The sequence below is a fragment of the Pseudomonas sp. MYb2 genome (assembly GCF_002979955.1).
Classification (GTDB): domain Bacteria; phylum Pseudomonadota; class Gammaproteobacteria; order Pseudomonadales; family Pseudomonadaceae; genus Aquipseudomonas.
This window is the reverse complement of sequence record NZ_PCQC01000012.1, coordinates 99560-124042: the sequence shown is the minus strand read 5'-3', so window position 1 is coordinate 124042 and position 24483 is coordinate 99560. Positions and strand designations below refer to the sequence as shown.

19 protein-coding genes are annotated in these 24483 nt (G+C 58.8%); 11 read left to right on the top strand and 8 right to left on the bottom strand.

From position 1 onward, the window contains the following. Positions 1–13 precede the first annotated feature (13 nt). From CQ009_RS19975 to CQ009_RS19965, 3 genes are all read left to right on the top strand, one after another. Positions 14–1867 (top strand): DUF4105 domain-containing protein, encoded by a 1854-nt coding sequence (locus tag CQ009_RS19975; protein WP_105708363.1) that lies wholly within the window; start codon positions 14–16, stop codon positions 1865–1867. Positions 1868–2079: 212 nt separating this feature from the next. After that, positions 2080–2436 carry a hypothetical protein gene (locus CQ009_RS19970; RefSeq protein WP_105708360.1) on the top strand — a complete coding sequence of 119 codons (357 nt, stop codon included), beginning with the start codon at positions 2080–2082 and terminating at the stop codon, positions 2434–2436. Between the two features lie 70 nt (positions 2437–2506). Then, positions 2507–3001: a GreA/GreB family elongation factor gene (locus CQ009_RS19965; RefSeq protein WP_105708358.1), complete on the top strand. Its 495-nt coding sequence runs from the start codon at positions 2507–2509 to the stop codon at positions 2999–3001. Here the strand turns inward: CQ009_RS19965 and gdhA are convergent. Both gdhA and ettA read right to left on the bottom strand, forming a co-directional pair. Continuing rightward, positions 2998–4335 carry an NADP-specific glutamate dehydrogenase gene (gene gdhA, locus CQ009_RS19960; protein ID WP_105708355.1) on the bottom strand — a complete coding sequence of 446 codons (1338 nt, stop codon included), beginning with the start codon at positions 4333–4335 and terminating at the stop codon, positions 2998–3000. The two genes, CQ009_RS19965 and gdhA, sit on opposite strands and share 4 nt — an antisense overlap. Positions 4336–4699: 364 nt before the next feature. Further along, positions 4700–6364, bottom strand: a complete 1665-nt coding sequence (gene ettA, locus CQ009_RS19955) for an energy-dependent translational throttle protein EttA (protein ID WP_064118743.1) — start codon at positions 6362–6364, stop codon at positions 4700–4702. 285 nt (positions 6365–6649) lie between these two features. On the opposite strand from ettA, the gene morA reads away from it, so the two are divergent. The 7 genes from morA (at position 6650) to CQ009_RS19915 (ending at position 16552) form a co-directional block, all read left to right on the top strand. After that, complete coding sequence (morA, locus tag CQ009_RS19950; protein WP_064392378.1) at positions 6650–10498, top strand: cyclic di-GMP receptor MorA; 3849 nt, start codon at positions 6650–6652, stop codon at positions 10496–10498. Positions 10499–10739: 241 nt separating this feature from the next. Further along, entirely contained in the window at positions 10740–11993 is a 1254-nt protein-coding gene (gene glyA, locus CQ009_RS19945) for a serine hydroxymethyltransferase (RefSeq protein WP_007909785.1), read from the top strand. A gap of 277 nt (positions 11994–12270) precedes the next feature. Then, entirely contained in the window at positions 12271–12843 is a 573-nt protein-coding gene (locus CQ009_RS19940) for a hypothetical protein (RefSeq protein WP_105708353.1), read from the top strand. A 76-nt stretch (positions 12844–12919) separates the two neighbouring features. After that, complete coding sequence (locus tag CQ009_RS19935) at positions 12920–13474, top strand: hypothetical protein (protein WP_064392374.1); 555 nt, start codon at positions 12920–12922, stop codon at positions 13472–13474. Between the two features lie 248 nt (positions 13475–13722). Continuing rightward, on the top strand, positions 13723–15036 hold the full coding sequence (locus tag CQ009_RS19925) for a C4-dicarboxylate transporter DctA (RefSeq protein WP_105708351.1): 1314 nt from the start codon (positions 13723–13725) through the stop codon (positions 15034–15036). A gap of 81 nt (positions 15037–15117) precedes the next feature. Further along, complete coding sequence (locus CQ009_RS19920; RefSeq protein ID WP_105708349.1) at positions 15118–15822, top strand: FadR/GntR family transcriptional regulator; 705 nt, start codon at positions 15118–15120, stop codon at positions 15820–15822. A 19-nt stretch (positions 15823–15841) separates the two neighbouring features. Further along, positions 15842–16552 (top strand): GntR family transcriptional regulator, encoded by a 711-nt coding sequence (locus CQ009_RS19915; RefSeq protein ID WP_105708347.1) that lies wholly within the window; start codon positions 15842–15844, stop codon positions 16550–16552. Between the two features lie 98 nt (positions 16553–16650). On the opposite strand, the gene yjiA is transcribed toward CQ009_RS19915, so the two are convergent. The 3 genes from yjiA to CQ009_RS19900 all read right to left on the bottom strand — a co-directional run bounded on the left by yjiA (position 16651) and on the right by CQ009_RS19900 (position 20056). Beyond that, on the bottom strand, positions 16651–17622 hold the full coding sequence (gene yjiA, locus CQ009_RS19910) for a GTPase (protein ID WP_064392366.1): 972 nt from the start codon (positions 17620–17622) through the stop codon (positions 16651–16653). Positions 17623–17776: 154 nt separating this feature from the next. After that, complete coding sequence (locus tag CQ009_RS19905; protein WP_003228401.1) at positions 17777–17974, bottom strand: YbdD/YjiX family protein; 198 nt, start codon at positions 17972–17974, stop codon at positions 17777–17779. 15 nt (positions 17975–17989) lie between these two features. Further along, positions 17990–20056, bottom strand: a complete 2067-nt coding sequence (locus CQ009_RS19900; RefSeq protein ID WP_007909776.1) for a carbon starvation CstA family protein — start codon at positions 20054–20056, stop codon at positions 17990–17992. A gap of 160 nt (positions 20057–20216) precedes the next feature. Here CQ009_RS19900 and CQ009_RS19895 point away from each other — a divergent pair, with 160 nt between their 5' ends. Continuing rightward, entirely contained in the window at positions 20217–20585 is a 369-nt protein-coding gene (locus CQ009_RS19895) for a PilZ domain-containing protein (RefSeq protein WP_105708345.1), read from the top strand. A 120-nt stretch (positions 20586–20705) separates the two neighbouring features. Here CQ009_RS19895 and radA read toward each other — a convergent pair whose 3' ends face one another. From radA to katB, 3 genes are read right to left on the bottom strand one after another with little or no spacing between them, the layout of a single operon-like run. Continuing rightward, complete coding sequence (radA, locus tag CQ009_RS19890; protein ID WP_007909773.1) at positions 20706–22073, bottom strand: DNA repair protein RadA; 1368 nt, start codon at positions 22071–22073, stop codon at positions 20706–20708. Positions 22074–22119: 46 nt separating this feature from the next. Further along, a complete protein-coding gene (locus CQ009_RS19885; RefSeq protein ID WP_064392361.1) occupies positions 22120–22656 on the bottom strand; it encodes an ankyrin repeat domain-containing protein in 537 nt (178 codons plus the stop codon). Positions 22657–22716: 60 nt separating this feature from the next. Next, positions 22717–24258: a catalase KatB gene (gene katB / locus CQ009_RS19880; RefSeq protein WP_105708343.1), complete on the bottom strand. Its 1542-nt coding sequence runs from the start codon at positions 24256–24258 to the stop codon at positions 22717–22719. Positions 24259–24483 lie beyond the last annotated feature (225 nt).

Below are 24483 nucleotides of genomic sequence, written 5' to 3'. Positions count from 1 at the left end.
CAAGTTGCCGACTATGCTCAAACGCCTTGCCTGGCTGGCGCTCTGTGTCTGCGCCCCGCTGTCCGCCGCGCCCCACATCGACCCTCAACGTTTGCAGCAACTGGCCAACGACCGTTTCTGGATTTCCCTCGGTCACTACGAAACCGCCAAGCTTGGTGGCTGGCGCAGCTATGTCAGCGACAAGAAATTCTTTCTCGCACCCGATGGCAACGAACATCCCGACCGCGAACTGGCGGCCACCGTACAGGCGTTGTACGCCCCGGCCAGTCTTGGCGAGCAACATGCGCAATGCGTTTATCCAGCACGCACTCGCTGGTTGAAAGCGCAGCTCAACCTGACCGATCTGCCGACGCCCGAGTGCGCCGAGTACAAAAAATGGTTCAAGGATGTCTCGCCGCACAGCGCGGTGATGATCTTCCCGGCGGCTTACTTGAACAGTCCGTCATCGATGTTCGGCCACACCCTGCTGCGTATCGATCAGGCCGATGTGCAGGCCGACAAGACTTCGCTGCTCAGTTACGCGATCAACTTCGGCGCCTACATCGAAGGCTCGGACAACAGCATTCTCTACGCCTGGAAAGGTTTGATGGGCGGCTATCCGGGGCTGTTCGCACTGGTGCCGTACCAGGAAAAACTCTCCGAATACCGCAGCCTGGAAAACCGCGATCTGTGGGAATACCGACTGAATCTGACGCAAGAAGAAACCGCACGCATGGTTGAACATGTGTGGGAGTTGAAGCAGATTCAGTTCGACTATTTCTTCTTCGATGAAAACTGCTCGTATCGTTTACTGGAGCTGCTGCAAGTCGCACGGCCGAGCCTGCGCCTGACCGAGCAATTCCCGCTGACCGCGATCCCCACCGACACCGTCAAAGCGGTGAAAGAAGCCGGACTAGTGGAAAGCATCGAATATCGCCCGTCCCGCGAACGTGAGTTGCTAAGCCGAGCCGAGCCGCTCAACAGTGAAGAACAGCAATGGGTGCTGAAAGTCAGCGCCGACCAGCAAGTGTTGCAGGATCCGACCTTCAAAGCCCTGTCCCGCGACCGTCAAGCGTTGATCATCGACGCGGCGTATCGCCTCGAGCGCTACCGCGCCAACGGTCAGGAGCGTGATCCGCAACGGGCGCAGCGCAGTTTCGAATTGCTGCGGGCGATCAACAAGAACCCCGCACCCGAGCTGGAAATTCCGCAACCGGGCTTGCCGGAAGACGGCCACGAATCGCGCACCTGGCAGGCCGGTCTCGGCACCCGTGGCGACCGTGCGTTCGGTGAGTACGGCTTGCGCATGGCCTATCACGATCTCAACGACAACGCCGAAAGCTTCCCGCTCGGCGCGCAGATCGAGATCCTGCAGATGAAGTTGCGTCAGTACGAAGGCAATCACTGGCAATTCCAGCAACTGGATCTGGCGACAATTCGTTCGCTGACGCCGCGCAATGAGCTGCTACAGCCACTGTCGTGGCAGGTCACTGGCGGTCTTGAGCGTGTCCCGGGCAAGCATGATGACGAGACGCTGGTCAGCCACGTCAACGGTGGTGGTGGCGGCACGTGGGCGCTGGGTGATGATGTGCTGGGTTTTGCCCTCGGCACCGTGCGCGTTGAGCACAACAATGATTTCGCCGAGTTTGTCTCCCCGGCCGGCGGTTTCAATACCGGCGTGTTGTGGAAAAACCCGTTGGGGAATATGAGCCTGGAGGCCAAGGGCGATTACTTCTTCAATGGCGAAGTGCGCCGCAGCCTGAGTTTGAATCAGCAGTGGGAGTTGTCGCGCAACCTCGGTTTGCGCCTGAGTGCGCAGCGTGAGTTCAGCCATCTCGCCACGCCGGAAACCGAGGTCATGCTTGAAGTGAAGTGGTATCACTACTGATCCCGAGCCTGGCCCCCTGTAGGAGTGAGCCTGCTCGCGATAGCAATTCCTCAGTCACTGTTGCGGTGACTGACACACCGCTATCGCGAGCAGGCTCACTCCTACAAGAGATTCGTGGTGCTCAACGAATTACTCACACGCCTTTCACCAACGCCCGACGAATCCCCTTCTAGACTTTCCCCATAAGCCGAGAACCGGCGCGGGAGAATGCAATGTGGCGGTGTGCGGGTTTGCTGGGTGTTGTGCTGTTGCTGGGCGGTTGCCAGACCACCCATGAAGATTTGATCGTCAAAGGTTATCCACCGGCCTTCGCCGACGGCTTCGATGACGGTTGTGTCAGCGGTCGGCAAGCCGCCGGCTCGATCAGCGGCGAATTCCGCAAGAACGTGCCGCGCTATCTCAAGGACAAGCAATACGCCGACGGCTGGACGGACGGTTTCCGCCAGTGTCAGGCCATGCTGGAAAACAAGGGCCGCGAAGAGTATCGCAACGAACACTGGGACGAACGCGAACGCGCCTGGCAGCAGCAGAAGGATCAAGACGCCGGGCGGGCTTATCGTTCGCCATAGGTCGCTCCCAGACATCCAGTGAAACCAAATGCCTGCGAGCATGGCCCAAACCTCATACGAGGAGGACACCATGAGTCGCGCATTCGTCAACGAAGACCACGCCGCCGCGCAAGCCGATCAGCCGGTCGAACGGCAGGTCAGCGCGCAGCCCAATTACGTCACCGCGCAGGGCCTGGCGCAGTTGCAGGCAAAAGTCGCCGAGCTGCAAACCTTGCATGCCGAACAATCAGCCAAAGGTGAGCAGGCCGACAAACAACGGTTGGCGGATCTGCAAAGGGATTTGCGTTACTTCAATCAGCGCCTGAGCAGCGCACAAGTCGCGGTTGCCGCCACATCCACCGACAAGGTGCAGATCGGCAGTTGGGTGACCTACGCCGACGAACACGACACCGAAAGCCGCGTGCAACTGGTCGGCGAAGATCAGGCCGATGCCGGCAAAGGCCTGATCAATTGGGGTTCACCGCTGGGCCGCGCCCTGCTCGGTGCCCGACTCAACGACGAGGTGCTGTGGCAGCGCCCCGCCGGCGATCAAATCATTGAAGTGATCCGCATCGAACCGGCTTAAACCACGCCTTGCGCCAACATCGCGTCGGCAACTTTGACGAAGCCAGCGATGTTCGCGCCTTTGACGTAGTTGATCCGCCCGTTCTCTTCGCCGTAATGCACACACGCGTGGTGGATCGATTGCATGATGCTGTGCAACTTGCTATCGACCTCGCCCGCCGTCCACAGCAGACGCATGGCGTTCTGCGACATCTCCAGACCACTCACCGCGACGCCGCCGGCATTGGATGCCTTGCCCGGGGCGAAGAGAATGCCAGCCTCGATAAAGATATCCACAGCCGCAAGCGTCGTCGGCATGTTCGCGCCTTCGGCCACGCACACGCAGCCATTGCGCAGCAGCGTGCGCGCGGCTTCGACGTCGAGTTCGTTCTGCGTAGCGCACGGCAGCGCAATGTCGCACGGCAGCGACCACGGCAACTGGCCGGCGCGGAATTCCAGACCGAAGGCTGCCGCCAGTTCACTGATGCGTCCACGCTTGACGTTTTTCAGCTCCAGCAGCGCCAGCCACTGCTCTTCGCTCAAGCCAGCTTCGCAATACAGCGTGCCTTCGGAGTCGGACAAGGAAATCACTTTGCCGCCCAGATCCATGACCTTGCGCGCCGCGTATTGCGCCACGTTGCCGGAACCGGAGATCGCCACGCGTTTGCCTTCCACGGTCTGTTCGCGGCGCTTGAGCATTTCTTCGGCGAAATACACGCAGCCGAAACCGGTGGCTTCCGGACGAATCAGGCTGCCGCCGTAGGTCATGCCTTTGCCGGTGAGGACGCTGGTGAACTGGTTGCTCAGGCGTTTGTACTGGCCGAAGAGGAAACCGATCTCGCGCGCACCAACGCCGATGTCACCCGCCGGTACGTCAACGTCGGCGCCAATGTGGCGATACAACTCGCTCATGAACGCCTGGCAGAAACGCATGACTTCGGCGTCGCTCTTGCCCTTCGGATCGAAGTCGGAACCGCCCTTGCCGCCGCCCATGGGCAACGAGGTCAGGGAATTCTTGAAGGTCTGTTCGAAGGCGAGGAATTTCAGCACGCCCATGTTCACCGAAGGATGAAAGCGCAAGCCGCCCTTGTACGGGCCGATGGCGCTGTTCATCTGGATGCGGAAACCGCGATTGACCTGCACTTTGCCCTGATCGTCGACCCATGACACGCGGAACACCACGGCACGCTCCGGCTCGCAGATGCGTTCCAGAATCCCCGAGCTCAGGTAATGCGGATTGGCTTCGAGAAACGGCCACAGACTGCGCAGCACTTCTTCGACAGCCTGATGAAATTCGGGTTGATCCGGGTCGCGTTTTTTCAGGCGGGCAAGGAAGGATTCGACGGATTCGATCATGGCAAAAGTCTCGGCAAATTTATTGTCGTTGGAAGAGATTGGGCCGGACTGTAACAAACGAAATGCGCACAGGAACAGAGCAAAATGTCGCAGTTATGAAATTAAATGGTGCACAGGATATAAATCCGGCCGGTTTTTGGCGCTGATTTGCACCTGAATGGGGAGATCAAATCTGATTGATGCACCAACAGTTACACCGCCATCGTCGGATCGCCGCCCGGAGCAGGCTCACTCCTACAGGGGAACGCATTTCAAATGTAGGAGTGAGCCTGCTCGCGATGGCTGCACCTCGGTGCCGCTGACAAAACCCGGGCAAAAAAAAACGGAACCCGAAGGCTCCGCTTTTTTATGCAACCAACCCGAATCAGGCCAGTTTCTTGTGACGTACCCGGTGTGGCTGGGCAGCCGCTTCGCCGAGGCGTTTCTTGCGATCCGCTTCGTACTCGGTGTAGTTGCCTTCGAAGAAGATCGCTTGCGAGTCGTCTTCGTACGCGAGGATGTGGGTCGCCACGCGGTCAAGGAACCACCGATCGTGAGAGATCACAATCGCAGCGCCCGGGAAGTCCAGCAGGGCTTCTTCCAGCGAACGCAGGGTTTCAACGTCGAGGTCGTTGGACGGTTCGTCGAGCAGCAGGACGTTACCGCCCTCCTTCAGGGTCAGCGCCAGATGCAGACGACCGCGCTCACCACCGGACAGATCCTTGACGAACTTCTGCTGATCGCCGCCCTTGAAGTTGAAGCGACCGACGTAGGTGCGCGACGGGATCTCGTAGTTGCCGATGCGGATCTGGTCGGAACCGTCGGAGATTTGCTGGAACACAGTCTTGCTGCCATCCAGGTCGTCGCGGCTCTGATCGACACACGCCAGTTGCACGGTTTCACCGACTTCGATGCTGCCCGAATCCGGTGTTTCCTTGCCCATCAGCATGCGGAACAGGGTCGATTTACCGGCACCGTTACCGCCGATCACGCCAACAATGGCGCCCTTCGGCATCGAGAACGACAGGTTGTCGATCAGCACGCGATCGCCGTAGCCCTTGGTGACGTTCTTGAATTCGATGACCTTGTCGCCCAGGCGCGGACCGGCCGGGATGTAGATCTCGTTGGTTTCGCTGCGCTTCTGGAATTCCTGCGATTGCATTTCTTCGAAGCGTTGCAGACGTGCCTTGGATTTCGACTGGCGGGCCTTGGCGCCTTTGCGCACCCACTCCAGTTCTTCCTTCATGGCTTTTTCGTGCGCCGACTGCTGCTTGGATTCAGCGGCCAGACGATCGGACTTGGCTTCGAGCCAACCCGAGTAGTTGCCTTCGTACGGAATGCCCGCGCCGCGGTCGAGTTCCAGAATCCAGCCGGCGACATTGTCAAGGAAGTACCGGTCGTGCGTGATCGCTACCACGGTGCCCGGGAAGTCGTGCAGGAAGTGCTCCAGCCACGCCACGGAATCGGCGTCCAAGTGGTTGGTCGGTTCGTCGAGCAGCAGCATGTCCGGCGCGGACAGCAGCAGACGGCACAGGGCCACACGACGCTTTTCACCACCGGAGAGGAATTCGACCTTGGCGTCCCAGGCCGGCAGACGCAGTGCGTCGGCGGCGACTTCCAGTTGGCGATCAAGGTTGTGACCGTCGCTGGCTTGCAGGATCGCTTCGAGCTTGGCCTGTTCGGCAGCCAGTTTGTCGAAGTCGGCATCTTCTTCAGCGTAAGCCGCGTAGACCTCGTCCAGGCGGGCCTGGGCGTTCTTGATCACGCTGACCGCTTCCTCGACCACTTCACGCACGGTCTTGGTTGGGTCAAGTTGCGGCTCTTGCGGCAGATAACCGATGTTCAGTTCCGGCATCGGACGGGCTTCGCCCTCGAACTCGGTGTCGACGCCGGCCATGATTTTCAGCAGCGTGGACTTACCCGAACCGTTGAGGCCGAGTACGCCGATCTTGGCGCCGGGGAAGAACGACAGCGAAATGTTTTTGAGAATTTCCCGCTTCGGCGGAACAACTTTGCCCAGCCGATGCATGGTGAAGACGTATTGAGCCATGGAGAACCTTGGGTCAGTGACAGATGAATGATTGCAGCGCAGGCGATGCCCGGCCAGACCATGCGCGTCGTTCACTTGATGGTTATCAATGCGTGCGCGCTGAAAAAGTCTGAGTCTAGGAGCTGGAACGCTCCCGCGTAACCGGCAAAGCTACCTTAATGACCGGTGGCAGTCCAGCCGAGCGGGGCTGGCACTTCGCCACAACTCAAGGCATGCTAGCCGCCCTCTGGGCGTCCGGCATATAGTGCACGTCGCGCCAGTCCAGCCAGACCGCAGGATTACAGCTTGTCCAATGTCACTCCGCCAGCTTCTGTGAGCGCGTCCAATCCGGCGACCGGCTCGCCCCTGCGCGGAACATTAAAGGGCGCGCTGGCGACACTGGTGCTGTTGCTGTTGGCATTGCTGTTCTGGCAACTGCTCGATCAATTGCGCGAAACCCAGAAGAACCAGCGCCAGTACACCATCGACTACACCGCCGACCTCGCTTCGCAGGTCAGTCTGAACATGGCGCTGAACGCGCAAATCGCCCTCAACCTGCTACCGATCGTCGAGCAACCGCAAACCGCCGACGAACAGCAGGTCCTGCTGCGCAAACTTCAGCAGTCGTTGCCCGATCTGCGCAGCATGGCGTTGCTCAGCCCGTCCGGGCGGATCATCAGCGACAGCGCGGCCGATAATTCGGACGCCGACTACCTGACCGAACTGGTCCGGCGCAGCCGTGCCCAGGCGCACTATTTCAGCAATGCCGACGACGGCTCAGTGGTGCATTTGCTACTGCATCAGGCCAGCGGCAGCACACGCGGTTACTGGGCCTTGCGCCTGACGCCAACGTTTTTCAATTCACTGACCAAGCAGGGCGAGACTGGCGCACGCCCGCTGTGGCTGGTGGAGAACCGCATCAACCATCAGATCATCAGCCGCGACGAAGCGCTGCCGTCGGCCAATCCCGGCGTGCTGACCCCTGACGATCTGGCCAACACCGTGCTGACCGTGCCGCTGAGCAGCAGCGACTGGCAATTGCGCGGCCTGTTCGACCGCCAGCGTGTGCTCGAAGAATTGCTGCCCGCGTTCATCGGCAAATGCCTGTTGGGCCTGGCGTTCTCGATGCTGCCGGTGATCGCGCTGTTGAACATGCGCCGTCGTCAGCGCCAGTTGCATGAAGGTCGTCGACGTTATCAGGATATTTTCGAAGGCACTGGCGTCGCCCTGTGCGTACTGGATCTTTCCGGTCTCAAGCAGGTTTTCGACAAGGCCCGGATCCAGACCAGCGATCAGCTCAAGGCCTGGCTCGACCAGCCGCAGCAGCGCCAGCAATTGCTCCAGGAACTGCGTGTCACCGAGGTCAATCAGGTGGCGCTGCAACTGCTCAACGTCAATTCCTGCGAGCACGCCTGGCAGCTGTTGATCGACGGCCATCCACACCGCCAGTGCGCCATTGGCAATCAGATACTCGATGCCGTATTGCAGCAACAGGATCAGCTGGAGCTGGAAATCAAGCTGCCGGACATCAATGGCCGCGACCAGCACCTGTGGATGGTGCTGCGCCTGCCGACCGAGCAGCACGACTACAAAGCGGTGATCCTGAGCATCAACGACATCACCAGCCGCAAGCTGATCGAACTGTCGTTGCTCGAACGCGAAGGTTTCTGGTCGGACGTGGTGCGCACCGTGCCGGATCATCTGTATGTGCAGGACGTCATCAGCCAGCGGATGATTTTCAGCAACCATCACCTGGGCCAGACGCTCGGTTACAACCGTACCGAACTGCACCAGATGGGCGAGTATTTCTGGGAAATCCTGCTGCACCCCGAAGACGCCGACTATTACCATCGCTCGCGGCAGATGCAGCGTCACGCCGGTTACAGCCAGTTGCTGCAGTGCCAGTTGCGCTTCCGCCATCGCGACGGCAAATGGCGGCGCTTCGATATTCGCGAGCAGGCGCTGGCACGCGACAAGCACGATCAAGTCACGCGGATCATCGGCGTGGCCAAGGACATCACCGAGCAGATCGAAGCCAGCGAATCGCTGCGCGACAGCGAACAGCGCTACCGCATGCTCGCCGAAAGCATCAGCGACGTGATCTTCTCCACCGACAGCAAGCTCTCGCTGAACTACGTCAGCCCGTCGGTACAGGCGGTGCTGGGGTATGACGCCGAGTGGATTTTCCAGAACGGCTGGCAATCGACCATTGCCAACCCGCAGCAACTGAGCGGCATCTACACGCTGATGGACCGGGTCAGCAAAGCCCTCGATAAACCCGAGCAACTGGCGCTGTTGCGCAGCCAGGTGCAGACGCAAATGTTCCTGTTCGACTGCCTGCGCGCCGATGGCCGCAAGATCCCGATCGAGCTGCGTCTGGTGCTGGTGTGGGACGAGCACGGCGCGTTCGAAGGTGTGCTCGGTGTCGGTCGCGACATCAGCCAGCAGCGCCGCGCGGAAAAAGACCTGCGCATGGCCGCGACGGTTTTCGAACACTCGACCTCGGCGATTCTGATCACCGACCCGGCCGGCTACATCGTTCAGGCCAACGAAGCGTTCAGCCGTGTCAGTGGCTACGCGGTGAGCGAAGTGCTCGACCAGTTACCGAACATGCTAACCGTCGACGAGCAGCAGGACGCACACTTGCGCTACGTGCTCAAGCAACTGCACGAACACAGCACGTGGGAAGGCGAAGTCTGGATGAAGCGCCGTAACGGCGAGCACTATCCGGCGTGGGTCGGCATCACCGCGGTGCTCGACGACGAGGGTGATCTGGCCAGTTACGTGTGTTTCTTCAGCGACATCAGCGAGCGCAAGGCCAGCGAGCAACGCATTCACCGCCTCGCCTATTACGACGCCCTGACCCATTTGCCGAACCGCACGCTGTTCCAGGATCGCCTGCACACCGCGCTGCAATCGGCCGAACGGCAGAAGTCGTGGGTGGTGCTGATGTTCCTCGACCTCGACCGTTTCAAACCGATCAACGACTCCCTCGGTCACGCTGCCGGCGACCGCATGTTGAAAGACATGGCCACGCGCCTGCTGGCCTGCGTCGACGATGACGACACCGTGGCGCGCATGGGCGGCGACGAATTCACCTTGCTGCTGCAACACCGTTCCAGCCGCGAAATGGCGCTGAACCGGGCGATTCATGTCGCCGAACAGATTCTCGGCAGCCTGGTGCGGCCATTCGTGCTCGAGGGCCGCGAGTTCTTCGTCACCGCCAGTATCGGCATCGCCCTGAGTCCGCAGGACGGCAACGAACTCAGCCAGTTGATGAAGAACGCGGACACCGCGATGTACCACGCCAAGGAACGTGGCAAGAACAACTTCCAGTTCTATCAGGCCGACATGAACGCCAGTGCGCTGGAGCGACTGGAACTGGAAAGCGACTTGCGCCACGCCCTGGAGCAGAACGAATTCGTCCTGTATTACCAACCGCAGTTCAGCGGCGATGGCAAGCGTCTGACCGGTGCCGAAGCACTGTTGCGCTGGCGCCATCCACGTCGTGGACTGGTGCCGCCGGGGGATTTCATTCCGGTGCTGGAAGAACTCGGTCTGGTGGTGGACGTTGGCGACTGGGTGATCAGCGAGGCTTGCCGCCAACTGAAGACCTGGCACCAGAATCGTGTACGCGTGCCGAAGGTTTCGGTGAACATCTCGGCGCGGCAGTTCTCCGACGGCCAGCTCGGCACGCGGATCGCCACGATCCTGCGCGAAACCGGCCTGCCGCCGGCGTGTCTGGAGCTGGAGCTGACCGAAAGTATCCTGATGCGCGAAGTCAGCGAGGCGATGCAGATTCTCGCCGGGCTGAAAAACCTCGGCCTGAGCATTGCGGTCGACGACTTCGGCACCGGGTATTCATCGCTGAACTACCTCAAGCAATTCCCGATCGACGTGCTGAAGATCGACCGTACGTTTGTTGACGGCTTACCGTCGGGCGAGCAGGACGCGCAGATTGCCCGGGCGATCATCGCGATGGCGCACAGCCTGAATCTGGCGGTGATCGCCGAGGGTGTGGAGACCCATGAACAACTGGACTTCCTGCGTGAGCATGGTTGCGATGAGGTTCAGGGGTATCTGTTCGGGCGACCGATGCCGGCGAGCCGCTTTGAAGCGCAGTTCAGCAATGACGCGTTGTTCATGTTCGACTGAAGATTTGTGGTGCAGCCATCGCGAGCAGGCTCACTCCTACAAGGGGATTGATGTCGATCACAAGTTTTAAGCTCACCTCGGATACTGTAGGAGTGAGCCTGCTCGCGATTGGGTCGGCAGAAACACCACTGATCTGCGCATGAACGCCACTTGTCTGCGACATGATGTCGTTTCATATGCCATCCAAAACCCATTGGGTTAGAATGCCCCCCTTTTCTGCCCCCGATCCTTGAGGACCGCCATGTTCAGCCGTGATTTGACTATTGCCAAGTACGACGCCGACCTTTTTGCCGCCATGGAGCAAGAAGCTCAGCGCCAGGAAGAACACATTGAGCTGATCGCTTCGGAAAACTACACCAGCCCAGCGGTGATGGAAGCTCAAGGCTCGGTCCTGACCAACAAGTACGCTGAAGGCTACCCAGGCAAGCGCTACTACGGTGGTTGCGAGTACGTCGACATCGTTGAGCAACTGGCCATCGACCGCGCCAAAGAGCTGTTCGGCGCCGATTACGCCAACGTTCAGCCACACGCCGGTTCGCAAGCCAACGCGGCTGTTTACCTGGCCCTGCTGCAAGGTGGCGACACCATTCTGGGCATGAGCCTGGCCCACGGTGGTCACCTGACCCACGGCGCCAGCGTTTCCTCCTCCGGCAAGCTGTACAACGCCGTGCAGTACGGCATCGACGCCAATGGCCTGATCGACTACGACGAAGTCGAGCGCCTGGCCGTTGAGCACAAGCCGAAAATGATCGTCGCCGGTTTCTCTGCCTACTCGCAGATCCTCGACTTCCCACGCTTCCGCGCCATCGCGGACAAGGTTGGTGCTTACCTGTTCGTCGACATGGCTCACGTGGCCGGTCTGGTTGCCGCTGGTGTTTACCCGAACCCGGTGCCATTCGCTGACGTCGTGACCACCACCACGCACAAGACCCTGCGCGGTCCACGTGGCGGCCTGATCCTGGCGCGCGCCAACGCCGACATCGAGAAGAAGCTGAACTCCGCGGTATTCCCGGGCGCCCAGGGTGGCCCGCTGGAGCACGTGATTGCTGCCAAGGCGATCTGCTTCAAGGAAGCACTGCAGCCTGAGTTCAAGGCCTACCAGGAACAAGTGGTACTGAACGCCCAGGCCATGGCCGAAGTGTTCATCGAGCGCGGTTTCGACGTGGTTTCGGGCGGTACCAAGAACCACCTGTTCCTGCTGTCGCTGATCAAGCAGGACATCTCCGGTAAAGACGCCGACGCCGCTCTGGGCAAAGCGTTCATCACCGTGAACAAGAACTCGGTGCCAAACGATCCACGCTCGCCGTTCGTCACTTCCGGCCTGCGCTTCGGTACCCCGGCTGTGACCACTCGCGGCTTCAAGCAAGCCGAGTGCAAAGAACTGGCCGGCTGGATCTGCGACATCCTGGCTGACCTGAACAACGAAGCGGTGATCGACGCCGTTCGTGAGAAAGTCAAAGCCATTTGCAAGAAACTGCCGGTATACGGCGCGTAATCGCGACGTCAAACCCGCAGCATGAAAAACCGGCCAAGTGATTGGCCGGTTTTTTTTCGTCTGCAGGAAAGCGATATCGTCTCCCTCCTTTGGGCTCATTACTTTCGGCGCTTGAACACTGAAACAACAACTTAAGTAAAAACACACCCACCAATAAAACTTAGCTGATAGTGTTTAGCCGAGGTAAACCAATAACCCAATAACAACTGAAAAAGTCGTGGAAAAGGTTTTTAACAATCGCTAAAAATCACAGTATCAATAACTCAAGGAAGAGTTCATGAGTACCAACAGGCAGAAATCCTTTATAGCAACACTGGAACTTGACCAGCATCACCTCGATATCCTCGGGGCATTATATGAAACACCGACCCTGCGCATTGATAAATCCTTTTCGGGCGGCTTTTATACCGGAGCCTCCATCAAACTCAATGATGCTCATCTACTGGGCCGCCGTCCGCACGGGGAAGTAAAAAATGCGTCGCCCATGAACATTTACTTTCGCTGCACCGATGACTATTACCACCTCTACATCCGTTCCCACGCCACTCATACCGGCCATTGCATCAGCAAGGATGTCGCCGGCGTGCTGGGTGCCTTCCTGCCGGCAGGCGGTGACACCACCTCGTTCAACCTACTGAGTCTGGATAATCGAACCATCACCCTTGACGACATGGGACGTGATACTCAGCGGGTTCGGCTCAAGGCCCGCAACTCCGGACACATCAGCGCCGTTCGCCGCCGAGGCGCCCCCTACAGCTACCTGGCCGGGACTGATAACGACGGCATCCCGTTCACACTGCGAATCATTGAGCGCAATGCCTCGTTCATCAGTGATCCAGACGAAATCTGACAACACAAACATTTGCATGCTTGCGCCCACTTGCGGCCAAGTGACTTATCTATTCGCATTAAAAAAGAAGACACTTATGAGTACCGACCAAGAAAAATCGTTTACTGCAACCATTAGCACTCGCTTTGGTCAACCTCACTTTCCGAAGTTGACTTATGGCAGGGCAATCAGCACTCCGCGTCCGGATTACGAGGCCTTTACCTTCTCCTACCAGATAGATGTTTCAAACTATCTTTTTCTCAAGCCCGATGTAGCCCCCGACGCTTTGACCTTTTATTTCCGGTGCCTCGACGACTACTACACAATCTACATTTTCACGCCGGGCGAGTATTACTACAGAACCATCAGTCGAGAAGAAAAAGACTTCTTGAATGCCTATGCAACCGAAGATGGCGATCAGACCACCTTCAACTTGCTGAACGCCAAAGGCAACATCATCACCCTCGATGAAATCGACACGGACACTCCCACCGTCAGAATACGGACCCGAGGCGGTGCTCTGCTCTGCGCAGGGCAAAGTCGCAGTAAATACGATCCGAAAGTGGGTACTTTCGTGCGCACCAACCACAATCGCAGTGCAGGTGTTATCGACTTCAAGTTGAACATCCTCCAGCGTAACGTGCCTTACTGAGCAGGATCCCAACACCGCGCCCGGCCAGTCATGACCGGGCATCGCCTCTCGAACGCCGCCCGCCACAACAGCATTGCGCGCCACTGGTCAGACCGGTCATGCCAATTTTGTGCTTCCCCCTTGTATTACTGAAAAAACCGAGCGTAGACTGCGCCTGCACTGGACATACCGGTAAGACCACAATAATTAAGTCCTGAATCTGATGTGCTCCGCACACGGCAGCCAGGACACCGACCAGGATTCCTCCCATGCTCAGATGGTGCTCGCGTTCAATCTTTCTCCAAGTGGTTCTCGGACTGATGCTCGGCATCGTCTGCGGGCTGACCCTCCCCGAATACTCGGCCCAGCTCAAACCGCTCGGCGACGGTTTCATCAAACTGATCAAGATGCTCATCGGCCTGATCGTGTTCTGCGTGGTGGTCAGCGGTATCAGTGGCGCGGGCGATCTGAAGAAGGTCGGGCGCATCGGCCTCAAGTCGGTGATCTACTTTGAAGTGCTGACCACCATCGCTTTGGTGATCGGCCTGGTCTTCGCCTTCAGCACTGGCATCGGCAGCGGCGCGAATATTCATCTGGAGCAGCTGTCCACCGCCGACATGGGCGATCTCGCCGAACGCGGCCAGCACATGCACACCACCACGCAGTTCCTGATGGACCTGATCCCGACGTCGGTGATCGGTGCCTTCGCTGACAACAACATTCTGCAGGTTCTACTGTTCTCGGTGCTGTTCGGCAGTGCGTTGAATCTGGTCGGTGAAGCCGCTTCCGGAATCTCGCGACTGATCAACGAACTGAGCCATGTGATCTTCCGGATCATGGGCATGATCGTGCGTCTGGCACCGATCGGCGTGTTCGGCGCCATCGCTTTCACCACCAGCAAATATGGCCTCGACTCCCTGCAACATCTGGGTAGCCTCGTCGGTTTGTTCTACCTGACCTGCATCGCGTTCGTCAGCGTGATTCTCGGTCTGGTGATGCGTGCCTCTGGCCTGCGCATGTGGCCGCTGTTGAAGTATCTGCGTGAAGAACTGCTGATCGTCATGGGCACCGCCTCGTCCGACGCCGTGCTGCCACAGATCATGCGCAAACTCGAACACCTCGGCATCGGCAGTTCGACCGTGGGTCTGGTGATTCCGACCGGGTACTCGTTCAATCTCGACGGCTTCTCCATCTACCTGACTTTGGCCATTGTGTTCATCGCCAATGCCACCGGTACACCACTGGCGATGACCGACTTGCTGACCATTCTGCTGGTGTCGCTGATTACCTCCAAAGGTGCCCACGGCATTCCCGGTTCGGCACTGGTGATTCTGGCGGCAACGTTGACGGCGATTCCGGCGATCCCGGTGGTCGGTCTGGTGCTCGTGCTCGCAGTGGACTGGTTCATGGGCATCGGTCGGGCGTTGACCAACCTGATCGGCAACTGCGTTGCCACGGTAGCGATCGCCCGTTGGGAAAAGGACATCGACGTACAACGCGCCAACAAAGTACTCAGCGGTCAGCAGGGCTACACCTTTCAACCGCGTAAAGCAGCAACTCCGGCGCACCAGCAGGAGTTCTGATTTAACCCTGCAGGAGTGGCCGCAGGCTGCGATCTTTTGATCTGGTTTGCGGCGCCCCTTTAGGCACATGGAGCAAGACAAGTGATCACCACATCAACCGTCGTCAACTCAGTCGTAGAAAAACTGCGGGCCGCATTGGCCCGTGGCCAGTGGCGCTCCGGCGACATGCTGCCGGGCCAGCGCGAACTCGCCGAACAGCTGGGCATCAGTCGTCCGAGCCTGCGCGAAGCAGTGATCGTCCTGGAAACCCTCGGCCTCGTCCGCTCGATGCCGGGCAAAGGCGTGATCGTACTCGACGCGCAATTCAGCGACAGTCAAAGCCACGACAGTGCAGTCGCCGGTGCCAGCCTCGAAGATGTGCTGCAACTGCGCTACACCCTTGAGCCGTTCATTGTTGGCCTGGTGGCGCAGTCGATCAGCAGCAAGGAAGTCGGCCAGTTGCGCCTGACCCTGATGGACATGCGCGAAGCCCTTGAGGCCGGTGACAGTGAGGCCGGGGTCAGCGCCTACATCGCCTTCCACGAAGAACTGTTCACCCTGACCTCGAACCCGATTTTCCAGAGCGTGGTGCAGCAAACCAGCAATGCGCTCAAGCAGAGTGCCGAAGTGCTGCGTAACTCCCCGGAACATTTGGCCGAACGCCTGGAAGAAAACGAAGCCGTGGTGCGCGCAATCCGCAGCAAGAACAGCGCCCAGGCCAGTGCCGAAATGCGCCGGCACATTCTGCGCGAAGGTCAACGCATGGGCATCGAGCTGAATATTCCGGATGACAACCTGAGTCGCTGATTCCTATTGGAGACAGGCTATGAACAGTTTCGCCTCACCGTCGCACACCCACCCGACTACTGCGCCCCTGCCCTTTTCCCGCGTAAGGGCGCCGACGGACGATCTGTATCCGCGACTGTTCGATGCGATTCTGGAACAGCGCATTGATCCGGACAGCCGATTCACCGAGGACAGTTTGAAAGAGATGTTCAGTGTCAGTCGTGCGGATGTGCGCCGGGTGCTGACGCAGTTGTCGCTTGAGCAAGTCATTGTCCTGCGCGCCAACCATCGCCCGCGTGTGGCGGCCCCTGATCGCGAGCAGACACGGCAGACTTTGCACGCACGACGGCTGACTGAAAGTACGTTGGTACGTTTGGCCTGCCAGTGCCCGCAGGCTGACGGATTGAAACGCTTGCGCGGGTTGATCGAGCGCGAGCGTCAGGCTGTCGAGCAGGATCGGCGCGGGACGGCAATTCGCTTGTCGGGGGAGTTTCATCTGCACTTGGCGCAGATGGCGGGAAATGCGCCGTTGGCGCATTTTTTGGGCAGTCTGGTGCCGTTGACATCATTGGCGATTGCGCGAAGTTCGTCTCTGACGCACAGCTGTTGCGCCTGGCGGGAACATTTGGCGCTGGTTGAGGCCGTCGAGCGAGGCGATATTTCCAAGGCCGCGATGTTGATGAATCGGCATCTGGATCATCTTGAGCAGACGCTGCTGGGTTCAGATCTTGAGCATTGTGTTGCAGGTTAGATTGCTATCGCGAGCAGGCTCACTCCTACAGGGGAACGCATTGCAACTGTAGGAGTGAGCCTGCTCGCGAAGAGGCCATCACTGACAACCAAGATCCATCAGGCAGAAACCACCCTGGCAAACCCCGCCCGAATCTTCTCTTCCGGCAAATCATCAGCAATAAACACAATCACGCTATCCCGCGCCTCTCCCTCGGCCCATTCGGTGTCCCAGTCGAAACCATAGAGTTTCAGCACACCCTGAAAAACCAGGCGGCGATCTTCGCCAGCAATGCTCAGCACGCCTTTGTAACGCAGCAATTGTTTGCCGTGCTCTTCGAGCAATTCATTCATGAACTCGCTGAGCTGATCAATATCCAGCGGTTGATCGGTGCGCAGCACCAGACTGGAAATGCGATCAATCGACGGTGCCTTGGTGACCGGACGCAGGCTCAATCCGCCGCCGAGGTCGGCGTTGAGATTAAAGCCGCGCACATCGAGCAGTTCAGCCAGATCAATATTGCCGTGCTCAACCACACGAACCGGCGCACGCCGGTTGATCCGTGTCAGGCGTTCGCTCAACGCGTTGAACGTGGCTTCGTCGACCAGATCGGTCTTGCTCACCAGCAAGCGGTCGGCGAAACCGATCTGCGCCTGGGCGATGGTCTGAGTCAGGTGCACGTCGGCATGCGCGGCATCGACCAGGGTAATGATGCCGTCGAGCAGGTATCGCTCACGCAGCTCTTCATCGATGAAAAAGGTCTGCGCGACCGGCGCTGGATCGGCCAGACCGGTGCATTCGATCACTAGGCGATCGAAGGCGATCTCGCCGCTGTCCAGCCGTTCGAGCAGCAGGTACAGGGCTTTGGTCAGGTCGGTGTGGATGGTGCAGCAGACGCAGCCGTTGGCCAAGGTCATGACCTGGACGGGTTCATCACCGAGCAATTGGCTATCGATGCCGGCGTCGCTGAATTCGTTTTCGATCACGGCGATTTTCAGGCCGTGCTCGGCTTTCAAAATATGGCGCAGCAAAGTGGTCTTGCCGGCACCGAGGAAACCGCTGAGTACCGTGACCGGGATGGGAGAGGACAAAACTCGATCTCCTGAAAAGAAACACAAAACAAATGTGGGAGCCAGCCTGCTGGCGATGAGGGTGTATCAGTCGACATGACTGTCGAATGACACTCCGCAATCGCCAGCAGGGCTAGCTCCCACAGGGGATTACCTCAACCTCTGCGCTGTCAGCTCAACAGCACTTCGGCCCACCCTTGCCACCGTAACGGGCCTCCTGACGTTCGCGGAAGAACATCTCGTAGCTCATCACCGGTTTGTCCGGGTGCTTGGTTTGCATATGCTCGACGTAGGTGTCGTAGTCGGGCATGCCGACCATCAGGCGCGCGGCCTGACCGAGGTATTTACCGAGGCGACTCAGGTCATTGAACATGGTGCAATCCTCTGGTTACGCGTCCGGCAGGGCCTGGAATGGCGATTCTTTATCCGTACGCTCTTTTTTGCCCCAGGCGGCGATACCGACCTTGAGCGCATAGAACAGGATGCTGAAGACCACGAACAGGAACAGCGCGGTGAGCGTTGCGTTGGTGTAGGCGTTGAAGATCACGTGCTGCATCTGCTCGACGCTTTTTGCCGGGGCCAGCACCTGACCGTTGGCCAGCGCATCGCTGTACTTCTTGGCCAGCGACAGGAAGCCGATCGCCGGGTTGGCGTCGAACAACTTGATGAAGCCTGCAGTCGTGGTGCAGATCAGCAGCCAGGTGGCTGGCAGCAGGGTGACCCAAATGTAACGCTGACGCTTCATTTTGATCAGAACCACAGTGCCGAGCATCAGCGCGATACCCGCCAGCATCTGGTTGGAGATACCGAACAGTGGCCACAAGGTGTTGATGCCGCCCAGTGGATCGATCACGCCTTGGTACAGCAGCCAGCCCCACATTGCCACACAACCGGCGGTGGCGATCAGGTTGGCAGTCCACGATTCGGTACGCTTCAGCGCCGGAACGAAGGAGCCCAGCAGATCCTGCAGCATGAAGCGCCCGGCACGAGTACCGGCGTCAACCGCGGTCAGGATGAACAGTGCCTCGAACAGGATCGCGAAGTGGTACCAGAATGCCATGGTGTTTTCACCCGGCAGAACACTGTGCAGGATCTGTGCGATACCGACCGCCAGGGTTGGCGCACCACCGGCACGGGCCAGGATGGTGGTTTCGCCAATGTCATGCGCCACGGCTTGCAGCGCTTCCGGCGTGATCGCAAAGCCCCAGCTGGAAACCACTTGCGCAACCGATGCGACATCACTGCCAACCACGGCGGCCGGGCTGTTCATCGCGAAGTACACGCCAGGCTCGATCACCGACGCGGCGACCATGGCCATGATGGCGACGAACGACTCCATCAGCATGCCGCCGTAACCGATGTAACGGGCGTTGGTTTCGTTATCCAGCAGCTTCGGCGTGGTGCCCGAAGAAATCAGCGCGTGGAAACCGGAAACCGCACCGCAAGCGATGGTGATGAACAGGAACGGGAACAGACCGCCCTTCCACACCGGGCCAGTGCCGTCGACGAACTGGGTCAGCGCCGGCATTTTCAGCTCGGGCATGGTGATCAGAATGCCGATCGCCAGGGCGACGATGGTGCCGATCTTGAGGAACGTGGAGAGGTAGTCGCGCGGTGCCAGAATCAGCCACACCGGCAGCGATGCCGCGACGAAACCGTAACCGACCAGCATCCAGGTGATCTGCACGCCGGTGAAGGTGAACGCCTTGGCCCACACCGGATCAGCAGCAATCTGCCCACCGAGCCAGATCGAACCGAGCAACAGCAATACGCCGACCACGGAGATTTCGCCGATGCGGCCCGGACGGATGTAGCGCATGTAAATGCCCATGAACATCGCAATCGGGATGGTCGCCATCACGGTGAAGATACCCCACGGGCTCTCCGCCAGTGCTTTCACCACGATCAACGCCAGCACCGCGAGGATGATGATCATGATCAGGAAGCAGCCGAACAGTGCAATGGTGCCGGGAATGCGGCCCATTTCTTCACGCACCATGTCGCCAAGGGAGCGGCCGTTGCGCCGGGTCGACATGAACAGAACCATGAAGTCCTGCACTGCGCCCGCCAGCACCACACCGGCAATCAGCCAGAGTGTGCCGGGCAAGTAGCCCATCTGCGCCGCCAATACCGGGCCGACCAGAGGCCCCGCGCCAGCGATGGCAGCGAAGTGGTGACCGAAAAGAATGTGTTTGTTGGTCGGCACATAGTCCAGACCATCGTTGTTGAGCACGGCGGGGGTGGCCCGACGCGGATCCAGTTGCATCACGTTGTTGGCGATGAACAGACTGTAGTAACGGTACGCAACCAGATAAATGGCCACGGCAGCGACCACGATCCACAAGGCGTTGATCGCCTCGCCGCGGCGCAATGCCACTACGCCCAGGGCGCACGCTCCTACGATTGCCAGCACTAGCCAGGGTAAGTGGCGTAGCAGGCTATTATTATTTTTCATTTTATTATTCCAGCCAGGGTGGACAAGAAAGACAGCCACCCCGAGTTTAGCGCTAACGGCGCCAAAGGCCATACCCCGACATTGGTCTATCTGGCCCGTTTGCGCTGGCACGCGCGAACAATGCGGGTCTATAGTCAGCGAACCTTCGGAGGATTGCGCCATGAGCGAGCACCCAGCCAACCGTCGTCGCTTCAAACGTATTGCGTTCGATGCCAGAACCGAGCTGAGTCAGGCCGAGTACATCTGGCCCGTCAAGTTGATCGACCTCTCGCTCAAAGGGCTGTTGATCGAGCGACCGGAGCCGTGGCTGGGGGACGCGCAGAAGGATTTCTTCGTCGATATTCATCTGAGCGAAGACGTCGATATCGAGATGGATGTGCACTTGGCCCATGAAGAGAACGGCCAGTTGGGCTTTGTCTGCCGACATATCAGCCTCGAATCGATCCAGCGCTTGCGACGGTTGATCGAGTTGAATCTGGCGGATGAGGCCGAACTGGAGCGCGAGTTGGGTGCCCTGATCGAAATCTAGAATCCACCACAGATCAAATGTAGGAGTGAGCCTGCTCGCGATAGCGTTTTTACATTCAACACTTCAGTTGGCTGATGTACCGCTATCGCGAGCAGGCTCACTCCTACAGAGGTCGGTGGTTTATTCGAAAAGTGCGTCGAGCGCCTGTTCGAGGCGGGTCACGGCGATGATCTGCAAACCTGGAGGCGACTCCTTCGGCGCATTGCCCTTCGGCACGATCGCCCGTTTGAAGCCATGCTTCGCCGCTTCCTTCAACCGCTCTTGACCACTCGGCACTGGGCGCACTTCGCCGGACAGGCCGACCTCACCGAACACCAACAGATCATGCGGCAACGGTCGGTTGCGCAAACTCGACATCACCGCAGCCATCAACGCCAGGTCAGACGCCGTTTCCAGCACCTTCACCCCACCGACGACGTTGAGAAATACATCCTGATCGTGAGTCGGAATCCCGCCATGGCGATGCAAAACCGCGAGCAACATCGCCAAACGGTTCTGATCCAGGCCCAGCGTCACCCGACGCGGATTGGCCAGATGGCTGTCATCGACCAGCGCCTGCACTTCCACCAGCATCGGCCGCGTGCCTTCCCACGTCGCCATGACCACACTGCCTGGAACTTCTTCCTGCGCGCGGGTGAGAAAAATCGCCGACGGGTTGGAGACTTCTTTCAAGCCCTTGTCGGTCATGCCGAACACGCCTAACTCGTTGACCGCGCCGAAACGGTTTTTCACCGCGCGCAGCAAACGCAGACGACCATCGGACTCACCTTCGAAGTACAGCACGGTGTCGACCATATGCTCGAGCACACGCGGACCGGCCAGCGCGCCTTCCTTGGTCACGTGGCCGACGAGGAAAATCGCCGTGCCGCTCTGCTTGGCGTAACGCACCAGCAGCGCCGCGCTCTCGCGCACCTGGGATACGCCGCCGGGCGCCGATTGCAGTTGTTCGGTGAAGATCGTCTGAATCGAGTCGATCACCATCACCTTGGGCTTTTCCTGGCGAGCTGTGGCAATTATGGTTTCGATGCAGGTTTCGGTCATGACTCGCAGTTGATCCTGCGGCAAGCCGAGACGGCGGGCGCGCATCGCCACTTGTTGCTGAGATTCTTCGCCAGTGACGTAAAGGGCCGGCATGCTCTTTGCGAGGTTGCACAGGGTCTGCAACAGAATGGTTGACTTGCCGATCCCGGGATCGCCGCCGATCAACACCACAGAACCGTCGACCAGACCGCCGCCGAGCACGCGATCCAGTTCACCGGAAGCGGTGGAGAAGCGCGGAATCTCTTCAATGCTGACTTCGGCCAGGGTCTTGATCTGTGCCTGCTGCCCGGCCCAGCCGGTGCGACCGGTGGGTGCTGTGGCGCCGCCACTTTCGATCATGGTTTCGGTCAGGGTGTTCCAGGCACCACACTCCCCACACTGCCCGGCCCACTTGGGAAAGGTTGCGCCGCACTCGGTGCAGCCGTACATGCGCTTGGCCTTGGCCATCTCGATCCCCCGGCAAAAACGGCGATGATAACGCAGCTGTCGTCGATCAGCGCGGCGCGCTGGTACGGATTTCCCCGTTGGCCAGACGTGTGGCGCTATTGCCCAACGGATCCTCGGCATTCAGATCGGCGCCCCTGGTTTTCAGTGCATCGAGCAATTCCAGGCGTTTGAACAACCCGGCGTACATGGCAGCCGTCTGCCCGGCGCCATTGCGTTGGTCAGGGCTGCAATGGGTAGCCATCAGGCGTCGGGCGATCTGCAACTCGCCTTTGAAGATCGCCCCCATCAGCGCGGTATTGCCGCGTTGATCCTGCGCACAGGCGTCGGCCCCGGCCGCGAGCAAACGCTCCACCGCCGGCGCCTGACCGTGATAGGCCGCCAGAATCAATGCGGTGTAACCCTTGCCGTCACGGGTATCGAGGGAATAGCCGGACTCGATGAAGGTCTCGAGCATCGGTACATCACCGCGCCGGGCGGCGTCGAAATAGTAGTCCTGCAGTTGGGCCTTGATCGCCTCAGGGTTCTGTTCGGCCAGCGCAGCAAAGGACTGGCAGCCGAGCAGCAAGAATAGAAGAACACGCATAAACCACCTCCTTGAACAGAACGGGGCCTGATTCAGGCCCCGCATGGCATTGCGTCGAAATCAGTCGACCAGCTTGGCCGCCAACGCCTTGACTCGACTCAGGTCACCCTTGGCCACTGCCGTCACACCGCTGCCGTATTCCGGATCAGCCTTATAAAGGAAAGACAGGATGATGTGCTTGCTCTCGTCATCGGTGGTCGCCAGCGAGCCGCCAAAGCTCTCGATCAGGTCACGACGTTCCTTCTGGCTGAATGAGCGATACAGATCACCGGCCTGTTTGAAGTTCTGCTCTCGTGTAATTTTCGCCTGCTGAGTGTTGCCGGACAGCGCCGACTGGCTGTAGCGCGCACTATTTGCTTCTTCACGCGGCTGCAAACGGCTTGGCTGATAATTCACCCCGGAGTTGCTCGCGCCGATGTTCATTGCGCCATCCTGATTGCCGTTATTCACCGCAACCTTCGGTGCGTTGATCGGCAGTTGCAAAGCGTTGGCGCCGAGACGATACATCTGCGTATCGGCATAAGAGAACACTCGACCTTGCAACAAACGATCTTCCGATGGCTCGATACCCGGAACTACATTGGCTGGCGCCATGGCCACTTGTTCGGTCTCCTGAAATACGTTTTGCGGATTTCGGTTCAAAACCATCTGTCCAACTTTTCGCTCAGGAATACCTGGCCAGATCTTGGTAGCGTCCAATGGATCGAAATCAAACTTAGACAAATCTTGTGGTTTTAGCACTTGAATGTACAAGTCCCACTTCGGGAAATCACCCTTGTTGATATGAGTGACAAGATCATTGGTCATATGACTGTAATCTTGACCTTGAACTTTGCTTACTTCTCCAGGCGTGAGGTTTTTAATCCCCTGCAAACTTTTCCAGTGAAACTTTACGTAGTGAACTTCACCTTTCGCGTTAATCAGTTTATAGGCATGTACACCATTGCCATCCATTTCCCGATAACTCGCGGGCGTTCCCGAATTGGAATACAACTCGGTCAGCGTTCGAGTGGCTTCCGGCACATGGGAAAAGAAATCGAAACGACGTGAATCGTCGTCCAGATTAGTGCGCGGATCCGGTTTGAATGCATGCACCATATCCGGGAACTTGATTGCATCACGGATGAAAAAGGTCGGGAAGTTATTGCCAACCAGGTCCCAATTGCCATCAGCGGTATAGAACTTGGTGGCGAAACCACGGGGGTCACGCAGGGTTTCCGGGGAGTGGTTGCCATGTACCACAGCGGAAAACCGCACGAAGACGGGCGTCGTCTGGCCGGCAGCAAATACCTTGGCCTTGCTCAGGTCGCTCAGGTCATTGGTCACGGTGAAGGTGCCATGCGCACCGGTACCGCGGGCGTGCACCACGCGTTCAGGGATGCGTTCACGGTCGAAACGCTGCAGTTTCTGAATCAGTTGCACATCCTGCAGCAGCACCGGGCCATTGGCGCCGGCGGTTTGCGAGTTCTGGTTGTCACCGACCGCAGCGCCGTTATCGCGCGTCAGGGGCGCGGCATTCACGGAGAACGTCAGCAGGCTGGCGGTGAGTACGCCAAGGGTACGGCGACGGGGAAAAGCCCCTGAGCCAAGCGATGAAGTCATATCAGGTTCCTCTGGTTTTTTTGGGCGCATCCGGGTGCGCCAACCAGAGGCTAGAGGGCATGGCGCGGGAACATAAATAGAATCTTCACAACTTCACGATTGAAAAAAATAGCTTCCTGATCAGCGAGTTAAGGCGTATTTCGCGCGCGATTAGTGGCATTTTGCAAACTATTTACCAATTAATGTGTCGATAAAAACGGGCATTGTAAGAAGGTGTTTCGCGCA

Bases quoted from the DNA above. Each gene is read 5' to 3' on its own strand.
- CQ009_RS19925 (WP_105708351.1), top strand. From the start codon at position 13,723: ATGCTCAGATGGTGCTCGCGTTCAATCTTTCTCCAAGTGGTTCTCGGA.
- radA (WP_007909773.1), bottom strand. From the start codon at position 22,073: ATGGCCAAGGCCAAGCGCATGTACGGCTGCACCGAGTGCGGCGCAACC.
- CQ009_RS19900 (WP_007909776.1), bottom strand. From the start codon at position 20,056: ATGAAAAATAATAATAGCCTGCTACGCCACTTACCCTGGCTAGTGCTG.
- gdhA (WP_105708355.1), bottom strand. From the start codon at position 4,335: ATGATCGAATCCGTCGAATCCTTCCTTGCCCGCCTGAAAAAACGCGAC.
- CQ009_RS19935 (WP_064392374.1), top strand. From the start codon at position 12,920: ATGAGTACCGACCAAGAAAAATCGTTTACTGCAACCATTAGCACTCGC.
- CQ009_RS19970 (WP_105708360.1), top strand. From the start codon at position 2,080: ATGTGGCGGTGTGCGGGTTTGCTGGGTGTTGTGCTGTTGCTGGGCGGT.
- CQ009_RS19905 (WP_003228401.1), bottom strand. From the start codon at position 17,974: ATGTTCAATGACCTGAGTCGCCTCGGTAAATACCTCGGTCAGGCCGCG.
- CQ009_RS19895 (WP_105708345.1), top strand. From the start codon at position 20,217: ATGAGCGAGCACCCAGCCAACCGTCGTCGCTTCAAACGTATTGCGTTC.
- glyA (WP_007909785.1), top strand. From the start codon at position 10,740: ATGTTCAGCCGTGATTTGACTATTGCCAAGTACGACGCCGACCTTTTT.
- CQ009_RS19885 (WP_064392361.1), bottom strand. From the start codon at position 22,656: ATGCGTGTTCTTCTATTCTTGCTGCTCGGCTGCCAGTCCTTTGCTGCG.
- CQ009_RS19915 (WP_105708347.1), top strand. From the start codon at position 15,842: ATGAACAGTTTCGCCTCACCGTCGCACACCCACCCGACTACTGCGCCC.
- ettA (WP_064118743.1), bottom strand. From the start codon at position 6,364: ATGGCTCAATACGTCTTCACCATGCATCGGCTGGGCAAAGTTGTTCCG.
- CQ009_RS19940 (WP_105708353.1), top strand. From the start codon at position 12,271: ATGAGTACCAACAGGCAGAAATCCTTTATAGCAACACTGGAACTTGAC.
- katB (WP_105708343.1), bottom strand. From the start codon at position 24,258: ATGACTTCATCGCTTGGCTCAGGGGCTTTTCCCCGTCGCCGTACCCTT.
- CQ009_RS19965 (WP_105708358.1), top strand. From the start codon at position 2,507: ATGAGTCGCGCATTCGTCAACGAAGACCACGCCGCCGCGCAAGCCGAT.
- CQ009_RS19975 (WP_105708363.1), top strand. From the start codon at position 14: ATGCTCAAACGCCTTGCCTGGCTGGCGCTCTGTGTCTGCGCCCCGCTG.